This is a genomic window from Janthinobacterium sp. BJB446 (assembly GCF_002735655.1).
GTDB lineage: Bacteria > Pseudomonadota > Gammaproteobacteria > Burkholderiales > Burkholderiaceae_D > Janthinobacterium > Janthinobacterium lividum.
Genome location: NZ_PDZK01000006.1, coordinates 18295 through 39278, shown reverse-complemented (window position 1 = coordinate 39278; position 20984 = coordinate 18295). Strand labels below are relative to the sequence as shown.

Below are 20984 nucleotides of genomic sequence, written 5' to 3'. Positions count from 1 at the left end.
TCCCATTTACTTGCTTATGGCAGATTATTGCTTGCTTTTGGCAAGTATGTCAATCTGGCGGCAGGATACTTGCGTGCATAAAAAAAGCGGCCCTGAAGAGGGCCGCCTTGGCTGCAACGAAAACCAGGGACGCTGACTTACACGTCGATATTCCCCGCACGCAGCGCGTTGTTTTCGATGAAGGCGCGGCGTGGTTCCACGTCGTCGCCCATCAGGGTGGTGAAGATTTGATCCGCCGCAATGGCGTCTTCGATCTGCACTTTCAGCAGGCGGCGGACGGTCGGGTCCATCGTTGTTTCCCACAGCTGGTCCGGGTTCATTTCGCCCAGACCTTTGTAGCGCTGTTTCGAGACGGTGCGTTCGGCTTCGTCGCGCAGCCATTGCATGGCCTGGTGGAAGTCGACCACGGCGATTTCCTTGATGCGCTCGCCTTCGCCGCGGCGGACAAACGCGCCTTCGCCGATCAAGCCTTCGAAGGTGGCGGCGCCGCTGCTCAGTACGGCGTAGTCGGGGCCTTGCACGAAGTCGGCGTCGATGGCGCTGACTTTCACGTTGCCGTGGTGCATGCGCTCGATGCGCAGCATGTGTTTTTCCGACAAGTCGTCGGAACGTACATGCACGCGCACGGCGCTGTCGTTGATGGCCGTCTGCAGGGCCAGGGCGGAGGTTTCCGCCAGGTCCAGGGTCGACAGGTCGAGCTGTACGCCCGTCATGATGGCCGTCAGGGCGGCGCGGTCGATGACGCGCGTCAGACGGGTCATGATGGTGTTCGACAGGTTGAACTTGCGCACCAGTTCCGTCAGGGTCTCGCCGGAAATGCCTTCCGCGCCTGTGCGCGGCACCAGCACGGCCGTGTTCAGCGCCACGGTCATCATGTAGCTCGCTTCCTCGGCGTCATCTTTCAGATAGCGCTCGTCGCGGCCGGCCTTCACCTTGTACAGCGGCGGTTGCGCGATGTAGATGTGGCCGCGTTCGACCAGTTGCGGCATCTGGCGGTAGAACAGGGTCAGCAGCAGGGTACGGATGTGGGCGCCGTCGACGTCCGCATCGGTCATGATGATGATGCGGTGGTAGCGCAGTTTTTCGACGTTGAATTCGTCCGGTCCGATCGAGGTGCCGAGCGTGGCGATCAGGGTGGTGATCTGCTCCGACGACAGCATTTTCTCGAAACGGGCTTTTTCCACGTTCAAGACCTTGCCGCGCAGCGGCAAGATGGCCTGGAACTTGCGGTCGCGTCCTTGTTTTGCCGAGCCGCCTGCCGAGTCACCCTCGACGATGTACAGTTCGCACAGGGCGGGGTCTTTTTCCTGGCAGTCGGCCAGCTTGGCCGACAGGCCCAGGCCGTCCATGATACCCTTGCGGCGCGTCAGATCGCGGGCCTTGCGTGCCGCTTCGCGCGCGCGCGCCGCTTCGACGATCTTGCCGCAAATGATTTTGGCGTCGTTCGGTTTTTCCTGCAGGTAGTCGGCCAGGGTCTTGGCGACGATCTCTTCGACGGGACCGCGCACTTCGCTCGACACCAGCTTGTCTTTCGTCTGCGACGAGAATTTCGGTTCCGGCACTTTCACCGACAAGACGCAGGTCAGGCCTTCGCGCATGTCGTCGCCGCTGATTTCCACTTTCGCCTTCTTGGCGAACTCGTGTTCATCGATGTATTTGTTGATCACGCGCGTCATCGCCGCGCGCAAGCCCGTCAGGTGGGTACCGCCGTCGCGCTGCGGGATATTGTTCGTGAAGCACAGCACCTGTTCGTTGTAGGCATCGTTCCACTGCATCGACACGTCGACCGAGATGTTCGTGCCCTGGTCCGACAGGCGTTCGCCCGTGGCCTGGAAAATGGTCGGGTGCAAGACCGATTTGGCCTTGTTGATGTATTCGACGAAGCCGCGCGTGCCGCCTTCGAAGGCGAAGATTTCTTCCTTGCCCGTGCGCTGGTCGGACAACTTGATGTTGACGCCATTGTTCAGGAAGGACAGTTCGCGGATGCGCTTGGCCAGGATTTCATAGTGGAATTCTACGTGCGTGAAAATCTCTTCATCGGCCCAGAAATGCACGTCGGTGCCGCGCTTGTCCGTGTCGCCGATGACCTTGATCGGCGAGGTGGCGATGTCGCCGACCATGACGATCTGGCGGTCTTGCGGCACGCCGCGCACGAATTCCATGTGATGCACTTTGCCGTCGCGGCGGATGGTCAGTTTCAGCAGTTTCGACAGGCCATTCACGCAAGACACGCCCACGCCATGCAAGCCGCCCGAGACTTTGTACGAGTTCTGGTCGAACTTGCCGCCCGCGTGCAATTCGGTCATGACGATTTCCGCCGCCGAACGCTTCGGATCGTGCTTGTCGTCCATTTTCAGGCCGGTCGGCACGCCGCGGCCATTGTCGGTGATCGAGATCGAATTGTCGCTGTGGATGGTGACGTGGATTTCCGTGCAGTGGCCGGCCAGCGATTCGTCGATCGAGTTGTCCAGCACTTCGAATACCAGATGGTGCAAGCCGGTGCCGTCCGAGGTGTCGCCAATGTACATGCCCGGGCGTTTGCGTACGGCTTCCAGGCCTTCCAGGATCTGGATGGAGGCGGCGCCGTATTCTTCCGTTTTGGCCTGGATCGGGGTGTCTTGTGGATTCTCGGACATGGACTGCTTTCTCAAATAACGATTGCTGATTGATTCGGGGCTGCTGGCTGATGACCGTCTGTCGGGTTGGCCGGAACGGCGTAACCCGACAGACGGCGATTCAGCATGTCGGATTACGCTGCGCTAATCCGACCTACGTCACTGCTGTGGTCTTTAGATGCGCATCGGCATGACGACATACTTGAAGTCGGCATTGTCCGGGATGGAGATCAGGGCGGACGAGTTCGAATCGCCCAGCGCGATGTTGACGTATTCGCATTTCAGGTTGTTCAGCACGTCCAGCAGATACGTCACGTTGAAGCCGATGTCGACGGAGTCGCCGCCGTAGTCGATTTCCAGCTCTTCGACGGCTTCTTCCTGGTCCGCATTGGTCGAGCTGATCTTCATGCTGCCCGGGGTGATGATGCAGCGCACGCCCTTGAACTTGTCGCTGGTCATGATGGCGGCACGTTGTAGCGAGCGCAGCAGTTCATCGCGGCCGATGGTGAAGTCGTTTTTGTAGCCTTTTGGAATCACGCGCGTGTAGTCGGGGAACTTGCCTTCCACCAGCTTCGAGATCAGCTCGATGTCGGCAAAGGTCAGTTTCACCTGGTTGGCGGCGATGTCCAGCTGCACCGGCTCATCGTTCTCTTCCAGCAGGCGCTGCAGTTCGATGATGGTCTTGCGCGGAATAATCACTTCCTGGCGCGCGAACGTCTGCTCGGTGGCGACCTGGCAAAACGCCAGGCGGTGGCCGTCGGTGGCCACGGCGATGACATTATTGCCATCCAGAACCAGCAGCAAGCCGTTCAGGTAGTAGCGGATGTCTTGCTGCGCCATCGAGAAATGCACCATGTTGAACAGGTGCTTCAGCGTTTTTTGGGGCAGGGTGACGGACGCGTTGTAGCTTTCCGCCTGTTGCACGGTTGGAAACTCTTCCGCCGCCAGCGTTTGCAGGGCGAAGCGCGACTTGCCCGTTTGCACGGTCAGGCGCTTGTTCAGCAGGGTCATGGTGACGTCGCCCGATTCCGGCAGGGCGCGCAAAATGTCCAGCAGCTTGCGCGCGGCCACGGTGGTGCCGGTGACGTCCGCGCCGGAACCGATTTCCGCGTGCGTGGTGATCTGCACTTCGGTGTCGGTCGACAGGAAGGAGACATTTTCACCGTCTTTGCGGATGAGGATATTGGCCAGAATCGGCATAGTGTGCCGACGCTCGACAATACCGCTCACGATCTGCAGTGGCCGGAGAAGGGTATCTCGGGTGGTTTTGACCAATTGCATATTTATCCTCAATGTATAGGTTGAACAGTACGACGTTTAACGTATTAATTTAACAATTGTTGCCATGGGAAGCCCCGACAGACCGGCTGCGGTGCCCTCCCAGATAATAAGGGTAAAGCACGTTTTGAGCCAGTCTTGCCAAAGCCGTGCTTAGCCCTTCAACGTTTGCTCCAGCACATGCAACTCGTGGTTGCATTCCGGGTTCTTGGTACGGTCCAGCGCGATCTTGCGCACGGCATGCAGCACCGTGGTGTGGTCGCGGCCGCCGAACAGCTCGCCGATTTCTGGCAGGCTCTTCTGTGTCAATTCCTTGGCCAGGTACATGGCGATCTGGCGCGGCCGGGCGATATTCGCGGGGCGGCGCTTCGAATACATGTCGGCAACCTTGATATTGAAGAAGTCGGCCACCGTTTTCTGGATGTTTTCCACGGAAATCTGGCGGTTCTGCACCGACAGCAAGTCCTTCAGGGCTTCCTTGACGATATCGATGGTGATGTCTTTGCCATGGAAACGCGAATACGCCAAAATTTTGCGCAGCGCGCCTTCCAGCTCGCGCACGTTCGAGCGCAAATGCTTGGCGACAAAGAAGGCCACGTCGTCAGAGAAGGTCACGCCTTCCTGTTTGGCTTTTTTCAGCAGAATCGCCACGCGCATTTCCAGTTCCGGCGGTTCGATGGCCACCGTCAGGCCCGAGTCGAAGCGCGAGATCAAGCGGTCGTCCATGCCCGTGATTTCCTTCGGATAGGTATCCGAGGTGATGATGATTTGTTTCTTCGCGGCAATTAATGCCTCGAACGCATAGAAAAACTCTTCCTGCGTGCGGCTCTTGCCGCCAAAGAACTGGATATCATCGATCAGCAGCATGTCGAGCGAGTGATAGTAATGCTTGAAGTCGTCGAAACCCTTGCGCTGGTAAGCGGTCACTACGTCGCGAACGTACTGTTCCGCGTGGATGTAGCGGATCTTCGCGCCCGGATTGTCGGCCATCACCTGGTTGCCGATGGCGTGGATCAAGTGGGTCTTACCCAGGCCGACGCCGCCGTAGAAGAACAGCGGGTTGTACGACACGCCCGGATTGTTCGCCACCTGGATGGCGGCGGCGCGCGCCAGCTGGTTGGCTTTACCCGTCACGAAGCTGTCGAAGGTCAGGTCGGTGTTGATGCGGCTCTGCTCGCGGCGCGGCGCGGCGCCAATGCTCAGTTCCGGCACGCTGGGCTGCGGCTCCGCGGCGCGCGCGCTGGGCGCGCCGCCATTCGGATCGCTGGCCGGGGTGCTGGCGGTGACGGGTTTCTTCGGCAGGGCCAGGCGCGGGTCGAGCACGAACTGCACTTCCGTCGGCGCTTCGAAGTACTGAATGGCCAGGGCAGTGATGCGGCTGGCGAACTGGGTCTTGACCCAATCGAGCTTGAAGCGATTGGGCGCAGCAATGCGCAGCTTGCCCTCTTCGTAATCGAGAGGGATAAGCGGTTTGATCCACGCACTGAATTGTTGCGGTGTCAGCTCCAGTTCCAACTGCGCGGAACAGGCCTGCCAGAAATTATCCATGTATGTCTATGTGAAAAGGTGTGGGAGGGCGTATCGATTCTGCCCTGCGTTCACCGTGTTGCAAGGCCGGCGTCGCGCGAGGGCTCGCCACACGTAACGCGCTATTCTACTCCCGACTGCGAAAGTTATCCACAGGCACGGCTGTTATTTTTGTGTGGCGGGGTGGGGCGCCGTGTGCATAAGAGGCGACTTATCCCCGGGTTATCCCGTTACAGGCAGTGCTGGCGCGGCCTGTGGCGGGGCCTTGCCGGCAGATGGGGGACGGCGCGCAAATTTCCAGGCGATCACGGCAATCCTTGACAAGAGGGGGGCATATGCTGAATAATTCAGGGTTCCCCGCCCGTATTCCGTGTTTATTCATTTGGAACGACAATATGGACTAAGCGTGGATTAAGCGGGCGATGAGATTGGCCAGCTTGTGCCTTGGCATAAGTGCGCGATTGTCATTGGCACCAAAAACTGACGGGACGTCAGACCCGATTTTGCATTTTTTTTGTTTTTAGCGAGACCAACATGAAACGTACTTACCAACCTTCCGTCGTTCGCCGCAAGCGTACGCACGGCTTCCGCGCTCGTATGGCTACCCGTGGTGGCCGTGATGTGCTCAACGCACGTCGCGCAAAGGGCCGCAAACGTCTGGCCGTCTAGGCTTGTCGTTGACAGCTGATCGCGTGGCTAGCTGTACTCCAGTCGGCAATCAACGCGAAGGTTCACACGACTTCGCGCGCGTTCGGCGTATCGTTAAAACGGATGAATTTTCATCCGTTTTTCGTTTGCGCCCTTCGCAAAAAACAGCGCATTTTGTGCTGTACACCCGACACAATCAATTGCCGCATGCGCGGCTGGGCGTCGTTGTGGCCAAGCGTTTCGCGCCGCGCGCGGCGACCCGCAACACGATCAAGCGCGTCACGCGCGAGCTGTTTCGCAACAGCGCGATGCCGCCGGTCGACTGCGTGGTGCGTTTGTCGCGCGCCGTCAACAGCAAGGATGGCCCGGCCACCACGACCCGGCTCAAAGCCGAGCTGCGTGAGGAATTGAGCCGCCTGTTCGCGGCGCAAATCGCCGCCCAGGCCCGTTCTGTTGCTGCGCCACCACCATCCGCGCCATGAAAACCCTGCTGCTGTTCCTGCTGCGCGCTTATCAGTTGCTGATCAGCCCCATGCTGGGACAGAATTGCCGTTTCTATCCGAGCTGTTCGCATTACGCGATGGAAGCGCTGCGCGTGCACGGCACGGCCAAGGGCAGCCTGCTGGCTGCCAAGCGCCTGTGCCGTTGCCACCCCTGGAATGAAGGGGGCGTCGACCCGGTGCCGCCGGCCGATGGCAAACAATCTTCAACGACCGCTTGCGGTTGCAACCACTCCTGACAAATACCCTAATGGATATCAATAAACGTACCATCCTGTGGATCGTGTTTTCCGTCTCGCTGGTAATTCTCTGGAACGAATGGATGATCTCGAACGGCAAGCCGTCGATGTTCTCCGCGAACACGGAACAAACCGCCAAGGCGCCTGCGACCCCTGCCAAGACGGCTGCCCTGCCAGCTGCGGCAGGCGTGCCTGCCCTGCCGGGCGAGGCTGTCGATCCCGCCGCGTTCAAGCGCGAAGTGATTACCATCACCACCGACGTCATCAAGGTCGATATCGACACCCTGGGCGGCCAGGTCAAGCGTCTGGAATTGCTGAAATTCAAGGGCGCGGGCAATCCGGGCTGGTTCGGCGGTTGCTTCGGCCTGTTCAAATGGTGCCAGCCGGACGACGGCAAGCAAAACGAAGTGCTGTTCGACGAAGGCGCGAACCACACCTACCTGGCGCAATCGGGCCTGGTCGGCGGTCCATTCCCTACCCACGCGAGCGGCTTCACTGTGCAGCCTGGCGTACGTACCCTGGCCGATGGCAAGCAGATCCAACTGGTGATGGAAGCGGTAGAAGGCGGCGTCAAGCTGACCAAGACGTTTACCTTCAAGCGCGGCGACTACGTCATCGACGTGCGCCACGACGTGTCCAACGTGGGCGCGGCGCCTGTCACGCCGCAGCTGTATCTGCAACTGACCCATGACGGCAACAAGCCGGTCGGCGATTCGTTCTTCAACAGCAGCTTCACTGGTCCGACCTTGTACACGCCACAGGACAAGTACCAGAAGCTGACGTTCGAGAAAATCGAAAAAGCGGCTGCAGAAGACGAGAAGAAGGGCAACGACAATGCCATGAAGGGCTTGCACCCGGCGACGGCGAATGGCGGCTGGTTTGCGATTTCACAACACTTCTTCGTGTCCGCTTTCGTTCCGCCTGAGAACGCCAAGCGCGACATCTTCACGAAGAAGGTCGGCCCCAACCTGTACGCCATCGGCAACGTGCTGCCCCTGCCTACCCTGGCGCCTGGCGCCTCGGCCAGCATGGACAGCAAGCTGTACTCGGGTCCGCAAATCGCGCATCTGCTGGAAAACGTCTCGCCTGGCCTGGAACTGGTCAAGGATTATGGCTGGCTGACCATCATCGCCAAGCCGATGTTCTGGGTCATGGAACAGATCCACAGCGTGCTGGGCAACTGGGGCTGGACCATCATCGCCTTCACGATCCTGATCAAGCTGCTGTTCTTCCCGCTGTCGGCCGCCGGCTACCGCAGCATGGCCAAGATGAAACTGGTCACGCCGAAGATGCAAGCCATCCGCGAACGCTTCAAGGGCGATCCGCAAAAGATGAACCAGGCCACGATGGAGCTGTACAAGACGGAAAAGATCAATCCGCTGGGCGGCTGCCTGCCGATTTTGATCCAGATGCCCGTCTTTATCGCCCTGTACTGGGTCTTGAACGCGTCCGTGGAAATCCGCGGCGCGCCATGGATCGGCTGGATCACCGACCTGGCCCAGCATGACCCATGGTGCATCCTGCCCGTGCTGTATGCGATCTCGATGTTCATCACGACCAAGCTGAACCCGGCCCCGGCCGATCCGATGCAAGCGAAGATGATGCTGTTCATGCCACTGGCATTCTCGGTGATGTTCTTCTTCTTCCCGTCGGGCTTGGTACTCTACTGGGTCGTCAACAACGTCCTGTCGATCGGCCAGCAATGGGTGATCACCAAGAAATACGCGCCTGCCGTCAAGTAAGTCCGGCCAGCGACCAGAAAGCCCGCCTAGTGCGGGCTTTTTAATTCTTGTAGGTCGGATTAGCGTGGCAAGGCCACGCGTAATCCGACACTATCGCCAGCGTGTGCTGCGTCGGCTTACGCGCTGCGCGCTAAGCCGACCTACGTTGCTGCACCTTCCCTTGCCGTACCTATTACAATATCCCCATGAAACTCGACTCTTCCCCTATCGCCGCCATCGCCACCGCTCCCGGACGCGGCGGCATCGGCGTGGTACGCGCCTCCGGCAAAAATCTCGCCCCTTTGATGGCCGCCCTGTTCGGCGCGCAGCAACTGAAACCGCGCCACGCCACCTATCTACCATTCACGGAAAGCGACGGCGCCATCATCGACCAGGGCATCGCCATCCACTTCAAGGGTCCGCATTCGTACACGGGCGAAGACGTGCTGGAATTGCAGGGCCATGGCGGCCCCGTGGTGCTGCAGCTGCTGCTGGCGCGCGTGCTGGAAGCGGGCCGTGACAGCGGCTTGCGCCTGGCCGAACCGGGCGAATTCACGCGCCGCGCGTTTTTGAATGACAAGCTTGATCTGGCGCAAGCCGAAGCCGTGGCCGATCTGATCGATGCCTCCACGGAAGCGGCCGCCAAGTCCGCTTCGCAATCGCTGTCGGGCGCGTTTTCCAACACGATCCACGCGCTGGTGGAGCAGGTGACGGGATTGCGCATGCTGGTTGAAGCAACCCTGGATTTCCCGGAAGAAGAAATCGATTTCCTGGAAAAATCGAATGCGCGCGGTCAATTGAAGGCCGTCATCGAAGCGTTGCATAAAGTGTTTGCGCAGGCGGCGCAGGGCGCGCTGCTGCGCGAAGGCCTCAATGTCGTGCTGGCGGGCCAGCCCAACGTGGGCAAGTCGTCGCTGCTGAACGCGCTGGCGGGCGCCGACGTGGCGATCGTTACGCCGATCGCCGGCACCACGCGCGACAAGGTCAGCGAAACCATCCAGATCGAGGGCATTCCGCTCAACATCATCGACACGGCCGGCATCCGCAGCGCGGGCGACACCATCGACGCCGTCGAGCGCATCGGCATCGAACGCACGTGGGGAGAGATCGGCAAGGCCGACGTGATCCTGCACCTGTTGGATGCCGACCATGGCCCCACCCTGGCCGATGAAACCATCGTTGCCGCCTTCCCCGAAGGCGTGCCCGTGGTGCGCGTGTGGAACAAGATCGACCTGTCGGGCCACAAGCCCAGCGTCGACAGCTTGCCCGATGCCACGCACGTGTATCTGTCGGCGCACGAGCACATCGGCATTGACCTCTTGCGCGCCGAGCTCTTGCGCATCGCCGGCTGGCAGCAGACGGGCGAATCGCTGTATCTGGCGCGCGAACGCCATCTGATCGCCTTGAAATCGGCCGGCAAGCACCTGGACATCGCCGCCGAGCACGCGGCGCAGGACGACCAGTCGCTGGACCTGTTCGCCGAAGAACTGCGCCTGGCGCAGGTGCAGCTGTCGAGCATCACGGGCGAGTTTTCGCCTGACGATCTGCTGGGCGTGATCTTCAGCCGTTTCTGTATCGGCAAGTAAGGGGAAGCGATGAAAATGTTGATTGCTGCCGCACTGTGCTGTCTACCCTTGCTGGCTCAGGCAGAGGAAAAGCTGCCGCGCGACGTGGCGCAGTTCATTGAGCATGCGCAAATGTGCGAACACTTTGCCGGCGAATGGGATGACAACGACAAGGCGCGCCAGCGTGAGATCACGCAAGCCGTGGCCGACTCGTGCGGGAAGGCGCAGCGGCAGTGGAAACGGCTGTCCGCCAAGTATGCAGGGCAGCCGACGCTGCAAAAAATCATTGCCGATAATGCCAATGACGCGGTGCGCAGTTTCCGGAAATAGCGGCTGCCCTGACTTGCGGCAGCTCAGCTCTTCTTGTGCTTGGCCTGCTCTTCCCTGAATTTCTGGAACGTTTCGATATGCTCTGCGCGGCGCAGCACGCGCGAGTGCGGGTCGAGCGTGTACGTGGCGCCAGCCGGCAGGGGCAGTTCGCCAAAGCCCAGCGACATGGAAACGGTATGGATTTCCTTGCCGATACGTACTTCCACCGGCATCGGGAAGGCAATGTCGGCAGGTGTCTTCCATAGCAGGCGCAGGGTGTCGCCGTCACGCACGGCGGACAGTTCCGGCAGCGCGGCCTGGTACAGATAGGCCTGGAAGAACCAGTCGTAATTGCTGCCCGTGACTTTGTTGACGATGGCCATGAACTCCGTCGTGCTGCCATAGCGCGGCTGGAACTGGCCCGGCTGCGGTCGTTCCGTGCCGTAGACGAGCAGGCGCACGGCGCGGAAGAACGCGTCGTCGCCGATCAGGCCGCGCAAGGTGTGCAGCACCAGCGCCCCTTTCACATAAATGTCGCCGCCCGGCCCGCCCTTCTTCAGGTCGTAGACTTCTTCCTCGCTTTTCGGCTTGCCCGAGACCATGGGGGCCTTGTTGACGATGCCGGCGCGCATTTGCTGCAACGAAGCAAAATACTCCTGTTCTCCCCGCAGATACTGCATGTACAGCGGTTGCATATACGTGCCGAAGCCTTCGTGCAGCCACATATCGTCCCAGTTGCTGTTGGTCAGCTGGTTGCCGAACCATTCATGCGCGAATTCATGCTGCAGCAGTTCATCGTAGCCATAGCTGGTCTTGGCGAATTTGTTGCCATAGGCATTGATGGTCTGGTGTTCCATGCCCTTGTGCGGCGTTTCGGCGATACCGACTTTTTCATCGCCAAACGGGTAGGGGCCGATGACGCTTTCAAAAAAATCTAGCATGGGCGGCAATTCCGCGAACAGGGCGCCCGCCTTCGCCTCGCTTTCCGGCAAGTACCAGAACTGCAGGGGGATGCGGTTGCCGTAGCGGCTCGCATACTCGCCCTGCAGGCTGCGGTAGGGCGCCACGTTGAGGGCGATGCCATACGTGCTCGGGTGTTTGGCGCGCCAGTGCCAGGTGCGCCAGCCGTCGGCCTCATCCATGCCGAGCGCGATGCCGTTGCCGGCCGCCACCAGCGGCGCCGGTACCTGGATATGCTGGTCGATCAGCTGGGCCTTGCCCATCGGATGGTCGATGCAGGGCCAGAACAGGTCGCAGCCCTCGCCCTGCACGGCGCTGGCGATCCACGGCGCGCCATCGGCCGTGCTCGACCACACCATGCCGCCATCCCACGGCGCTTTCACGGCGACGTGCGGCACGCCGTGGTAGACGATGCGGATGGTGGTGCGCGCGCCTGCCGCGAGGGTGGCCGGCAAGGTCATGCTCAGGCGCCCGTCCGGGTTGGTATAGTCTTGCGGCCGCAGCGCCTTGCCGTCGATTTCGATGGCATCGACCGGCAGGTTGCGGTCCAGGTCCAGCGCGAAACGCGAGATCGGCTGCGTGGCCAGGAAGGTCAGGCGCGCGTCGCCGGCGATGCTGCGGCTGGCCGGATCGATGCGCAAGGTCAGGTCGGCGTGTTCGAACACCACCGCCAATTGCTCCGGCGTGCGTTCGGCGCCCGAATTGAGGGTATAGGCGGTGGGCGCGCGCGTGGCGCAGGCGCTGAGCAGCAAGCAGGAGAGTAGCAGAGGGATGTGTTTCATGGCGAGCGCGCAAGTGAACGGAACACTGATTGTAGTGTGAAGTGATAACGTTGTCGTTTGGAAATTTCAAAGTGCCGATGGGGCAAGCGGGGCCGCCGTTGAGAAATGTCATGGGCTTCAAACTGTGCTGACGTAATCTTGCTGAGCGGCCTTGAAGTGCCGCTAGGAAAGGAAGCGCCATGGACAGCAAACAGCCGGACGTCGTGGAACGCGAGGGAGAGGTGCTGGCGGCATTGCCCGCCATGCCGGAATTGATCGCTACCTTGCCGCCAAAAGGCGCGTGCTGGTACTGCGACAAGCCGCTCGACGCCGTGCGCCGCTTTTGCGGCAAGAGTTGCGGCATGGCTTACGCGGAAGAGGCGCAATACCACCGTTGAGCGTGGAAACTAGCGGCGCCGCAGCAGTGCCGCCAGCGCGCCGTCGAAATCGAACTCGTGCGCGGCGGCTGCCACTTCCTGATAGACGTTGACGCCCAGGCTGGCCGCCAGCAGGCTGGCCGAGTTTTCCAGGATGTCGATGGCCGCCCCGTCGCCTTCGCGCAGATGGCTGGCCAGGCGCGCCAGCAGCAGCTGTATGGCGGGCGCGGCCGGATCGGGCGCCACGTCCTGCGCCGCCGTGTGGGTTGCCTCCGGCGTGCCCAGCATGCTGCTGACCGCGCCCAGCAATTGATCCTGCGCCAGTTCCAGCTGCAGCATTTGCCGGGCCAGGTCGGGCGCTTGCGCACGCAGTGCCGACTCCAGCGTTTCGGCCAGGCCATGCACGTGGCGCGCACCGATCATGCCGGCGGCGCCCTTCAAGGTATGCGCCTTCAGGCGCGCGGAGGCATAGTTGCCCGTGTCGAATTCGGCGCGGATCTGGCACGGCGTGGTGCCGTGGTCATGCAGGAAGCGGCGCAGGATTTTCAGGTACAGGATGCGGTCGCCCATGATGCGGCCCAGTCCGTTCTCGACATCGAGAATGCGGACCATGTCGGATGCCGCAACGGCGGCATCATCATCGCAAGTGGCGTGTGGTTTCAGCATGCTGTGCAGAGCGCCCGAAAACTTGTCAATTGCCGTAAAGCAGGAACAGCTATTCTACATCCAGTCGTACCCGACGCTGCGCCCGCTTGGCAGTCGGCAAAATCGCTAGCGTGTCGTGAATGACCAGCTCTGCGTGACGTCCGCACCATTGACTTTGCCGATGAAACTCACGTCATAGGCCGTGTTCGCCAGCAGCGGCGCCAGCGGGATGATGGACGCGGCCGAGACTGGCGTATGTGCATCATTGCCGCTGGTGAGCAGGCGCACCGTCAAGTCCGCGGCGGCACCGCGCTGGCGCACGCTGAACGCCGTCACGCTGACGGTCGTGCCGTAGTTGGCATGCACGCTGATCGGGTAGCCGACCACGTCCTGGTTCGGCACGGGATCGGGTGCTTCGTTATCGCTGGAAAAATTGACGGCTACCTTTTGCTGGCCGCCGAATGGGTAGGTGACGATTTTCCCTGCCGCCAGCCCGGAGCCATAGCTGCGGTTACCGGCCAGGTCGGTGGTGAAATACGCATAGCCGGCGCCACTGACGGCCGCGCCCGCGCCCCCTTCCTTGAAGAGGGGCTCGAAAATGACGAAGCGGTGATAAATGGCCGTGACCAGTTCCTCGGCCAGGTAAAAGCCGGACGTATTGCTGGCGCCGGCGATGACTTCGCCCTGCAGCGACGTGACGACGTAGCCGGCCTTGGCCAGGCGGTCGCCCAGTTTGACGCCGGTAAAGCCGGGCTTGCCCTGCACTTGCTCGTGCGCCACTGTATTGTTGAGATTCAAGTAGTTGGAATGGCCCAGGGCCGCGCTGTCGATCAAGCCATTGCGCACCATTGGCGACAGGCCGATCTGGCTGCGCCGGTAGTTGAACCAGTTGAAGCCATCGGTGGCAATATTGTTGCTGAGGACGGGAGCACCGGGCTCCTGTGTCAGCTGCCCGGCCGGGGTCGAGGTGCTCAGCGACGTCTTGTCGCCGCTATCGCCGCCACCACAGGCGCTCAGCAGGGCTGCGCTCAGCAGGGCGGGTATCCAGTATTTCCAACGCAGTGACGAGACAATCAAGTTGACTCCTGTATAGGTAGGCGGACAGCGGTAAGCCAACGTGCTGCCCTGTAAAACGATTCTAAGGCATTTTTATATGCCGTAGAGCATCCATGACAAGATATGTCGCGCGCTCGTGCGCGGACGGTGCCGCAGCTGCGCAGGGTAGAATGAGCATAGTGCAGCGTTTGCCGCTGCGTAGCCTCATTACCGATTTCTTTGATTGCCCACAAATTTGAACACATTGCCCAAGTCGCGCCTGCAGCGCGCCAAGTACGCCTTGCCCAGCATGGTGACTTTGCTTTCGATAGCCTGCGGTTTTGCCAGCATCGTCATTTCCGTCGATAACGCGACTGTCGGCGACGCGGATGCCTACCGCCTGGCCGCCGCCTTGCTGGTACTCGCGGGTGTGTTCGATGCGCTCGACGGCTATGTCGCGCGCCTGACGAACACCAGTTCGCAGTTTGGCGTGCAGCTCGATTCCATCGCCGACGTGATGAATTTCGGCTGCGCCCCGGCCGTCCTGTTGTACTGCTACGGTTTTGTGCAGATGGGCGTGCACGATCCGCTGCTGCTGCGCTTTGGCGGCATGGCCAGCTTCTTCTTTGTCGCGTGCGGCGCCATGCGCCTGGCGCGTTTCAATGTGAACGTGGGGCGTACCGATCCCCTGTATTTCGTCGGCATGCCTATCACGGCCGGGGCCGCTTGCGTGGCGGCCGTGGTGGTGGCGTGGCCGGCGCCCATCGATTCCATGCTGCACAGCTATCTGCTGATGCTGCTGCTGGTGGGCGTGGGCAGCCTGATGGTGTCGACCTTGCGTTTCCCCAGCTCCAAGCAAAAGAAAAGCCTGGCCGCGCTGCTGGTGCTGATCGTCGCCATCGCCCTGCTGGTGTGGCTGAAGACCAGCTTCTTCGCGCTGTTCTTCGCCGTCTACATCGCCGCCACCCTGCTGCTCAACCTGGCGTGGTACCTGGGCTGGCGCGGTATTGCGCTGCCGCAGGTATTCAACGACCCTGACGAGATCGATTAAATTCTAAGCCACCTCGTGCCCGCGCGCGGCACGCAGGATGGCGAACCAGTCGCTGCGGCTGAGCGTGAACTGCGTGCCTTCCACGGCCACGCCCACGGCCTCGATGCGGCCCGTGCCCGTCAGCGGCAGGGGACGGCATGGCAGTTGCATGATCCAAGCAAACACCACGCTGGCAAACGGACGCTGCAGCTGGTCGGCGATCTGCTTGATGACATTGCGCAAATTCTCCACATTCGCGTCGCCGCCCTGGAACAGGCGGCCACCGGCCAGCGGCGACCAGATCATCGGCGCCACCCCCACATCCTGCAAGCCGTCGAAGGTTTCGTCGAACAGGGGCGCCACGTGCAGCGGCGAAAACTCCACCTGGTTCGTCACCAGTGGGAAGCGCCGGTGCAGGCACTCGAACTGGTGGCGGCTGAAATTCGACACGCCAAAGTGCAAGACCTTGCCCGCCTGCTGCAGCTGGGTGAAGGCGCCTGCGATCTCGTCAAAATCCATCAGGGGGTCGGGACGGTGGATCAGCAGCAAGTCCAGGCGGTCCGTGTGCAACTGGCGCAAGGTGTGTTCCACGGAACTGGTGATGTGCGCCGCGCTCGTGTCGTAATGCTGGATGGCGTGGCCGGGCCGGTGCGGCGACAGCAGCTTGATGCCGCATTTGCTGACCAGTTCCATCTTGTCGCGCAAGCCCGGCTGCAGGGCCAGCGCTTCGCCGAACAGGCCTTCGGCGCTGTAATCGCCATAGATATCGGCATGGTCGAAACTGGTCACGCCCAGCGCCAGGCATTGCTCGATGAAGGCCAGGCGCTGCTGCGCCGACATATTCCACTCGCCGATGCGCCACATGCCGGCGACGATGCGCGACAGTTCGGGACCGTTGCTGCTTAAACGGCTGCGCGGCGCTTGCAGGCTGGCGGGAAATACATGGCTCATGGGCTGGCTTTCTGATGGTGGCGAAGAAGGTGACGCCCCGATTATATCCAGTGCTACAGCATGCTGCGTATAAAGCGGCAGCAACGTTCCTGCAGGGTAGCGTCGAGCTGGCCGCCCAGTTGCATCTGGTACACCAGCGCCGATTGCAGCATGAAGGCAAACAGGCGCAGATCGAGGTCGGCGCGCACGCCGATATTGACCAGGCGCTGCACCACCAGGGTGATCCACGGCGCGACGATCTGCTCGCGGAAGCGCAGCTGCGCCGCCGCATCATTGTGGATCAGCACCAGGAGATCGCAGGTGAAGCGGCCATCGGCGTTCAGGTTGTCGAAGATGCGCGCGCAGATCGCCTCGATTTCCTGGCCGTCCGGCATGTCGAGCGCGCGCTGCAGCTTTTCCGCCGTGCGCTTGACGAGCGCGTCAAGCAGCATGTCTTCGCGGCGCGGCCAGCGCCGGTAGATCGTCTGACGCCCCACGCCGGCCACGTTGGCCACCATCTGTATCGTCACGGCGTCGAGCCCATGCTGGCGCACCAGCATGACGATCGCTTCCAGTACCGCATCTTCCACGCCCGCCTTGCGCGGGCGGCCACGCACCGCTGCCTCTTTTTTAATCACGTCGAACCTGTCTCTGAATGTTTCTTTTAATTATGGTACGATGCGTACCGTAAATGCAAAGCAACTGCTTGTCAATCATGTTGGTCAATTAACCGGCAGGTTGATGCAGCGCGCCGCGATACTCCAGTCATCTCTACGTGAAATCTGCAATCTCAGCGGCGCGTGCCCGCATTTTCTTTCTGACTCCCACATCCATCACTGTGGCGGCTCGTGCCGCCTGAGGAAAACCTATGAAAATCATCGGGATTTCGCCCCACCGGCGTAACTTCCTGCGCAAGGCCGTCGGCGCCGCGCCTGCCGTGGCCTTGCTGGCCGGCGCCGGCGGCGGCCTGGCCATGGCCGTCTCCAAGGACCAGCCTGCCTACAAACCGCGCTTTTTCGACGCCACCGAATGGGCCACATTGTGCGCACTGGTCGACCGGCTGATCCCGGCCGACGGCGAAGGGCCGGGCGCGCTGGAATCGGGTGCGCATGAATTCATCGACTTGCAGATGAACACGCCGTACGCGTATGGCGCGCTGTGGTACATGCAGGGGCCGTTCGTGCCCTCGATCGAACAGTTCGGCTACCAGTTCCACATGGCGCCGCGCGAGCTGTACAAGAGCGCCCTGGCCGGCGTCAATGCAGCCGTCAATAAACAGTCCGGCAAGCCTTTCGTGCAGCTGAATGCGGCCGAGCGCGACGCCGTCATCACGCAATTGCAAAAGGGAAGCCTGGACATCGGCGCAGTGCCGGCCAAGGTCTTCTTCAACCAGTTGCTGCAAAACACGCGCGAAGGCTACTTTTGCGACCCCGTCCACGGTGGCAACAAGGACATGCTGGCCTGGAAGATGGTGGGATTCCCCGGCGCGCGCGCAGATTACATGGATTGGGTGGAACAGTATGGCAAGAAATACCCGCTGCCGCCTGTTTCTATCGCATAAGACTTTTTGTAGCAGATCAAAGAAAAAGAAAAACCATCATGAGTGATATCAAACCAGATGTAAAAATGAAGCCTGTCGATGCCGTGATTGTCGGCTTTGGCTGGACCGGCGCCATCATGGCCAAGGAAATGACGGAAGCGGGCCTGAACGTGGTCGCGCTGGAACGCGGCGAGTACCGCGACACCTATCCCGACGGCGCCTATCCGAAGACCCTCGACGAGCTGACCTACATCCAGCGCAGCAAGCTGTTCCAGGATATGTCGAAGAGCACGTTCACCTTCCGCCACAGCATCACGGGCGTGGCCGTGCCGTACCGCCAGATCGGCGCCTTCAAGCCCGGCACGGGCGTGGGCGGCGCGGGCTTGCACTGGTCGGGCATGCACTGGCGCGTCTTGCCGGAAGAGCTGCAAATCCGCAGCCACTACGAACGCCGCTACGGCAAGAAATTCATCCCCGAAGGCATGACGATCCAGGACTTCGGCGTGACCTACGCCGAGCTGGAGCCGCACTTCGATTTCGTGGAAAAAGTCTTCGGCACTTCGGGCCAGGCGTATAAGGTCAACGGCATCGTCGTCGGCGACGGCAATGTGTTCGAGGGCGACCGCTCCGACAATTACGCGCTGGCGCCGCAAAAAGTGCCGTACACGGCCGAACTGTTCCGCCGCGCGGCCAAGGCCGTCGGTTATCACCCGTTCGTCAACGCTTCGTCGAACGCGTCCGGCCCGTACACGAACCCCTATGGCTGCCAGATGGGACCGTGCAATTTCTGCGGTTTCTGCTCCGGTTACGCCTGCTACAACTATTCCAAGGCGTCGCCCAACGTCAACATCATGCCGGCCCTGCGCATGGTCTCCAATTTTGAATTGCGCGCCAATTGCAACGTCGTGCGCATCAATCTCGACGGCAGCAAGAAACGCGCTACCGGCGTAACCTACATCAATGCGGACGGCAAGGCCGTCGAGCAGCCGGCCGACCTGGTCATCGCCAGTGCCTTTGCCTACAACAACGCGCATCTGTTTTTGCTCTCGGGCATCGGCAAGCCGTACGACCCCGTCAGCAATGAAGGCGTGGTGGGGCGCAATATCGCCTACCAGATGATGTCCACCATCCAGACCTTCTTCAAGGAAGACACGAACACCAACCCCTTCATCGGCGCCGGCGGCACGGGCGTCGCCCTCGATGACTGGAATGGCGACAATTTCGACCATGGCCCGCTGGGCTTTGTCGGCGGCTCGCCCGCCTGGTGCAACCCGGCCGGCTCTAAGCCCATCTCGGGCATCGCCACGCCGGACGGCACGCCCGCCTGGGGTTCTGCCTGGAAAAAAGCCGTCAAGAAGAGCTATCTGAACACGGTCTCCTTCGACTGTCACGGCGCCAACATGACGTATCGCGACTGCTATGTCGACCTCGACCCGACCTACACGGACAAGTATGGCCAGCAATTGCTGCGCTTTACCTTCGACTGGAAGGAAAACGATATCAAGATGAGCCGTTTCGTCACCGACAAGATGATGAAGGTGGCCGAGGCCATGAATCCGGAAGCGATCAAGGTGTCCGTCAAGAGCGTGGGCGACCACCTCGACTTGCGCAACTACCAGACTACCCACTGGGCGGGCGGCACGGCCATGGGCGCGGATCGCAAGACCAGCGTCGTCAACCGCTATCTGCAGAGCTGGGACGTGCACAACGTGTTTGCCGTCGGTTCCAGCGTGTTCCCGGTCGGTATCGGCTACAACCCGACGGGCCTCGCTTGCGCGCTGACCTACTGGTCGGCCAAGGCCATCCGCGAGCAATACCTGAAAGATCCCCGTCCCCTGGTCGCCTGATAAAGAACAAGAAGATGAACAACACATTCACCCATACCGTGGGCGCGCTGTTGCTGGCGCTCGCCTCCAGTGCCTCCAACGCCGCCACCACCACCCCGAACGCCCAGCTGATACGCCAGGGCGAATACCTGGCCCGCGCCGGCGACTGCATCGCCTGCCATACGGCCGGCACGAAAGGCCAGCCGTTCGCGGGCGGCCTGGGCATGGAAACACCGATCGGCAAGGTGTATTCCACGAATATCACGCCGGATAAAAAGGCCGGCATAGGCGACTGGAGCTTTGCCGATTTCGACAAACTGATGCGTACCGGCGTGACCAAGCACGGCTACACCGTGTATCCGGCCATGCCGTACCCGTCGTACTCGCGCCTGAGCGAGGCGGATATGCAGGCCCTGTACGCCTACTTCATGCATGGCGTGAAGGCGGACCCGACGCCGAACAAGGCGGCCGATATTCCATGGCCGCTATCGATGCGTTTCCCCTTGACCATCTGGCGCTGGGCGTTTGCCCCCACGCCGCAGCCCTACAAGGCGCCAGCCACGGGCGACGCGCAATTGCTGCGCGGCGCCTACCTGGTGCAGGGCCTGGGCCACTGCGGCGCCTGCCATACGGCGCGCGGTGTGGGCATGCAGGAAAAATCGCTGACGGACGAGGGTAATACCACCTTCCTGGCCGGCGGCGGCGTCATCGACGGCTGGTCCGTGCCCTCGCTGCGCAATGAGCATGGCGGCGGCCTGGCGCGCTGGAGCGCGGCGGAGATCGCCGAATTCCTCAAAACGGGCCGCAACAGCCATACGGCATCGTTTGGCGCCATGAACGATGTGGTGGCCCATTCCATGCAGCACATGACGGATGGCGACCTGGCGGCGATGGCGAAATACCTGAAGTCCCTGCCGCCGTCGAATCCAGCCACGCCGGCCTTCGTGGCCGATGACAAGCTGGGCAAGCAATTGTTCAGCGGTATCGTCAATTCCAAGGGCGCGCAGCTGTACCTGGACCGCTGCGCCGGCTGCCACCGCTCCGACGGCAAGGGCTACGACAAGGCTTTCCCTGCGCTGGCCGGCAATGCCGTGCTGCAGACGAACGATCCTACGTCGTCCATCAACATCGTGCTGTCGGGTGGCGCCGTGCCGGCCACGCGCACGGCGCCGTCGGCGCTGACGATGGCGCCGTATGCCGACATTTTTAATGACGAGCAGACTGCCCAGGTGGTGACCTTCATCCAGACCAGCTGGGGCAACCGCGGCACACCAGTAACGGCGGCGCAGGTGGCCAAGGTGCGCAAGGTGTCCGTGCCGGTGGAGGCATCGCAGACGGAAGCGACGTTTGCGGCAGGCCGCCACGGCACCTTCCCGCCCGTGGCGCGCAAGCCGCACCTGAAGGATGCGCCGGCGAAGTAAAGTCTACGGACGAAAAAAATGCCCGCAGCATCTGCGGGCATTTTTTATGGGGGGGCT

19 protein-coding genes are annotated in these 20984 nt (G+C 61.3%); 11 read left to right on the top strand and 8 right to left on the bottom strand.

All coding sequences use genetic code 11. From position 1 onward, the window contains the following. Window positions 1–137 precede the first annotated feature (137 nt). From gyrB to dnaA, 3 genes are all read right to left on the bottom strand, one after another. Window positions 138–2636, bottom strand: a complete 2499-nt coding sequence (gene gyrB / locus CSQ92_RS25535) for a DNA topoisomerase (ATP-hydrolyzing) subunit B (protein ID WP_034781301.1) — start codon at window positions 2634–2636, stop codon at window positions 138–140. Window positions 2637–2789: 153 nt separating this feature from the next. Then, complete coding sequence (dnaN, locus tag CSQ92_RS25530) at window positions 2790–3896, bottom strand: DNA polymerase III subunit beta (protein ID WP_034754341.1); 1107 nt, start codon at window positions 3894–3896, stop codon at window positions 2790–2792. A gap of 150 nt (window positions 3897–4046) precedes the next feature. Beyond that, window positions 4047–5441 carry a chromosomal replication initiator protein DnaA gene (gene dnaA / locus CSQ92_RS25525; protein ID WP_034781304.1) on the bottom strand — a complete coding sequence of 465 codons (1395 nt, stop codon included), beginning with the start codon at window positions 5439–5441 and terminating at the stop codon, window positions 4047–4049. Between the two features lie 513 nt (window positions 5442–5954). Between dnaA and rpmH the strand changes: the two genes are divergently transcribed. From rpmH to CSQ92_RS25495, 6 genes are all read left to right on the top strand, one after another. Next, window positions 5955–6089, top strand: coding sequence for a 50S ribosomal protein L34 (gene rpmH / locus CSQ92_RS25520; protein WP_010401996.1), 135 nt, complete (start codon window positions 5955–5957; stop codon window positions 6087–6089). Between the two features lie 23 nt (window positions 6090–6112). Continuing rightward, on the top strand, window positions 6113–6550 hold the full coding sequence (rnpA, locus tag CSQ92_RS25515) for a ribonuclease P protein component (protein WP_071653349.1): 438 nt from the start codon (window positions 6113–6115) through the stop codon (window positions 6548–6550). Beyond that, window positions 6547–6807 (top strand): membrane protein insertion efficiency factor YidD, encoded by a 261-nt coding sequence (gene yidD / locus CSQ92_RS25510; protein WP_034754335.1) that lies wholly within the window; start codon window positions 6547–6549, stop codon window positions 6805–6807. The genes rnpA and yidD overlap by 4 nt, the downstream gene beginning before the upstream one ends. A gap of 11 nt (window positions 6808–6818) precedes the next feature. Then, entirely contained in the window at window positions 6819–8549 is a 1731-nt protein-coding gene (gene yidC, locus CSQ92_RS25505) for a membrane protein insertase YidC (protein WP_070258727.1), read from the top strand. Between the two features lie 185 nt (window positions 8550–8734). Next, a complete protein-coding gene (gene mnmE / locus CSQ92_RS25500; RefSeq protein ID WP_070258729.1) occupies window positions 8735–10114 on the top strand; it encodes a tRNA uridine-5-carboxymethylaminomethyl(34) synthesis GTPase MnmE in 1380 nt (459 codons plus the stop codon). Window positions 10115–10123: 9 nt separating this feature from the next. Next, the gene (locus CSQ92_RS25495) at window positions 10124–10423 is read left to right on the top strand and encodes a hypothetical protein (protein ID WP_143450433.1); all 300 of its coding nucleotides are present in this window, start codon (window positions 10124–10126) and stop codon (window positions 10421–10423) included. 23 nt (window positions 10424–10446) lie between these two features. Here the strand turns inward: CSQ92_RS25495 and CSQ92_RS25490 are convergent, their stop codons facing one another. Beyond that, window positions 10447–12144 carry a M1 family metallopeptidase gene (locus tag CSQ92_RS25490; protein WP_099395737.1) on the bottom strand — a complete coding sequence of 566 codons (1698 nt, stop codon included), beginning with the start codon at window positions 12142–12144 and terminating at the stop codon, window positions 10447–10449. A 179-nt stretch (window positions 12145–12323) separates the two neighbouring features. On the opposite strand from CSQ92_RS25490, the gene CSQ92_RS25485 reads away from it, so the two are divergent. Next, a complete protein-coding gene (locus CSQ92_RS25485; protein ID WP_034781317.1) occupies window positions 12324–12521 on the top strand; it encodes a hypothetical protein in 198 nt (65 codons plus the stop codon). Window positions 12522–12530: 9 nt separating this feature from the next. On the opposite strand, the gene CSQ92_RS25480 is transcribed toward CSQ92_RS25485, so the two are convergent. Then, complete coding sequence (locus CSQ92_RS25480) at window positions 12531–13166, bottom strand: Hpt domain-containing protein (protein ID WP_034781319.1); 636 nt, start codon at window positions 13164–13166, stop codon at window positions 12531–12533. 105 nt (window positions 13167–13271) lie between these two features. Beyond that, window positions 13272–14222 (bottom strand): CAP domain-containing protein, encoded by a 951-nt coding sequence (locus CSQ92_RS25475; RefSeq protein ID WP_306532438.1) that lies wholly within the window; start codon window positions 14220–14222, stop codon window positions 13272–13274. A 268-nt stretch (window positions 14223–14490) separates the two neighbouring features. On the opposite strand from CSQ92_RS25475, the gene pssA reads away from it, so the two are divergent. After that, window positions 14491–15231, top strand: coding sequence for a CDP-diacylglycerol--serine O-phosphatidyltransferase (pssA, locus tag CSQ92_RS25470; RefSeq protein WP_225243950.1), 741 nt, complete (start codon window positions 14491–14493; stop codon window positions 15229–15231). 3 nt (window positions 15232–15234) lie between these two features. Here pssA and CSQ92_RS25465 read toward each other — a convergent pair whose 3' ends face one another. Both CSQ92_RS25465 and CSQ92_RS25460 read right to left on the bottom strand, forming a co-directional pair. Next, window positions 15235–16161, bottom strand: a complete 927-nt coding sequence (locus CSQ92_RS25465) for an aldo/keto reductase (RefSeq protein ID WP_070258735.1) — start codon at window positions 16159–16161, stop codon at window positions 15235–15237. 53 nt (window positions 16162–16214) lie between these two features. Beyond that, window positions 16215–16757, bottom strand: coding sequence for a TetR/AcrR family transcriptional regulator (locus CSQ92_RS25460; protein ID WP_143450432.1), 543 nt, complete (start codon window positions 16755–16757; stop codon window positions 16215–16217). A 251-nt stretch (window positions 16758–17008) separates the two neighbouring features. Here CSQ92_RS25460 and CSQ92_RS25455 point away from each other — a divergent pair, with 251 nt between their 5' ends. Genes CSQ92_RS25455 through CSQ92_RS25445 form a run of 3 tightly spaced genes read left to right on the top strand, consistent with a single transcriptional unit; the run spans window position 17009 to window position 20927 of the window. Continuing rightward, window positions 17009–17701: a gluconate 2-dehydrogenase subunit 3 family protein gene (locus tag CSQ92_RS25455; RefSeq protein WP_070258739.1), complete on the top strand. Its 693-nt coding sequence runs from the start codon at window positions 17009–17011 to the stop codon at window positions 17699–17701. 38 nt (window positions 17702–17739) lie between these two features. Then, window positions 17740–19527, top strand: a complete 1788-nt coding sequence (locus CSQ92_RS25450) for a GMC family oxidoreductase (RefSeq protein WP_052140055.1) — start codon at window positions 17740–17742, stop codon at window positions 19525–19527. A gap of 14 nt (window positions 19528–19541) precedes the next feature. Further along, window positions 19542–20927, top strand: a complete 1386-nt coding sequence (locus tag CSQ92_RS25445) for a cytochrome c (protein WP_099395735.1) — start codon at window positions 19542–19544, stop codon at window positions 20925–20927. The last annotated feature ends 57 nt before the right edge of the window (window positions 20928–20984 follow it).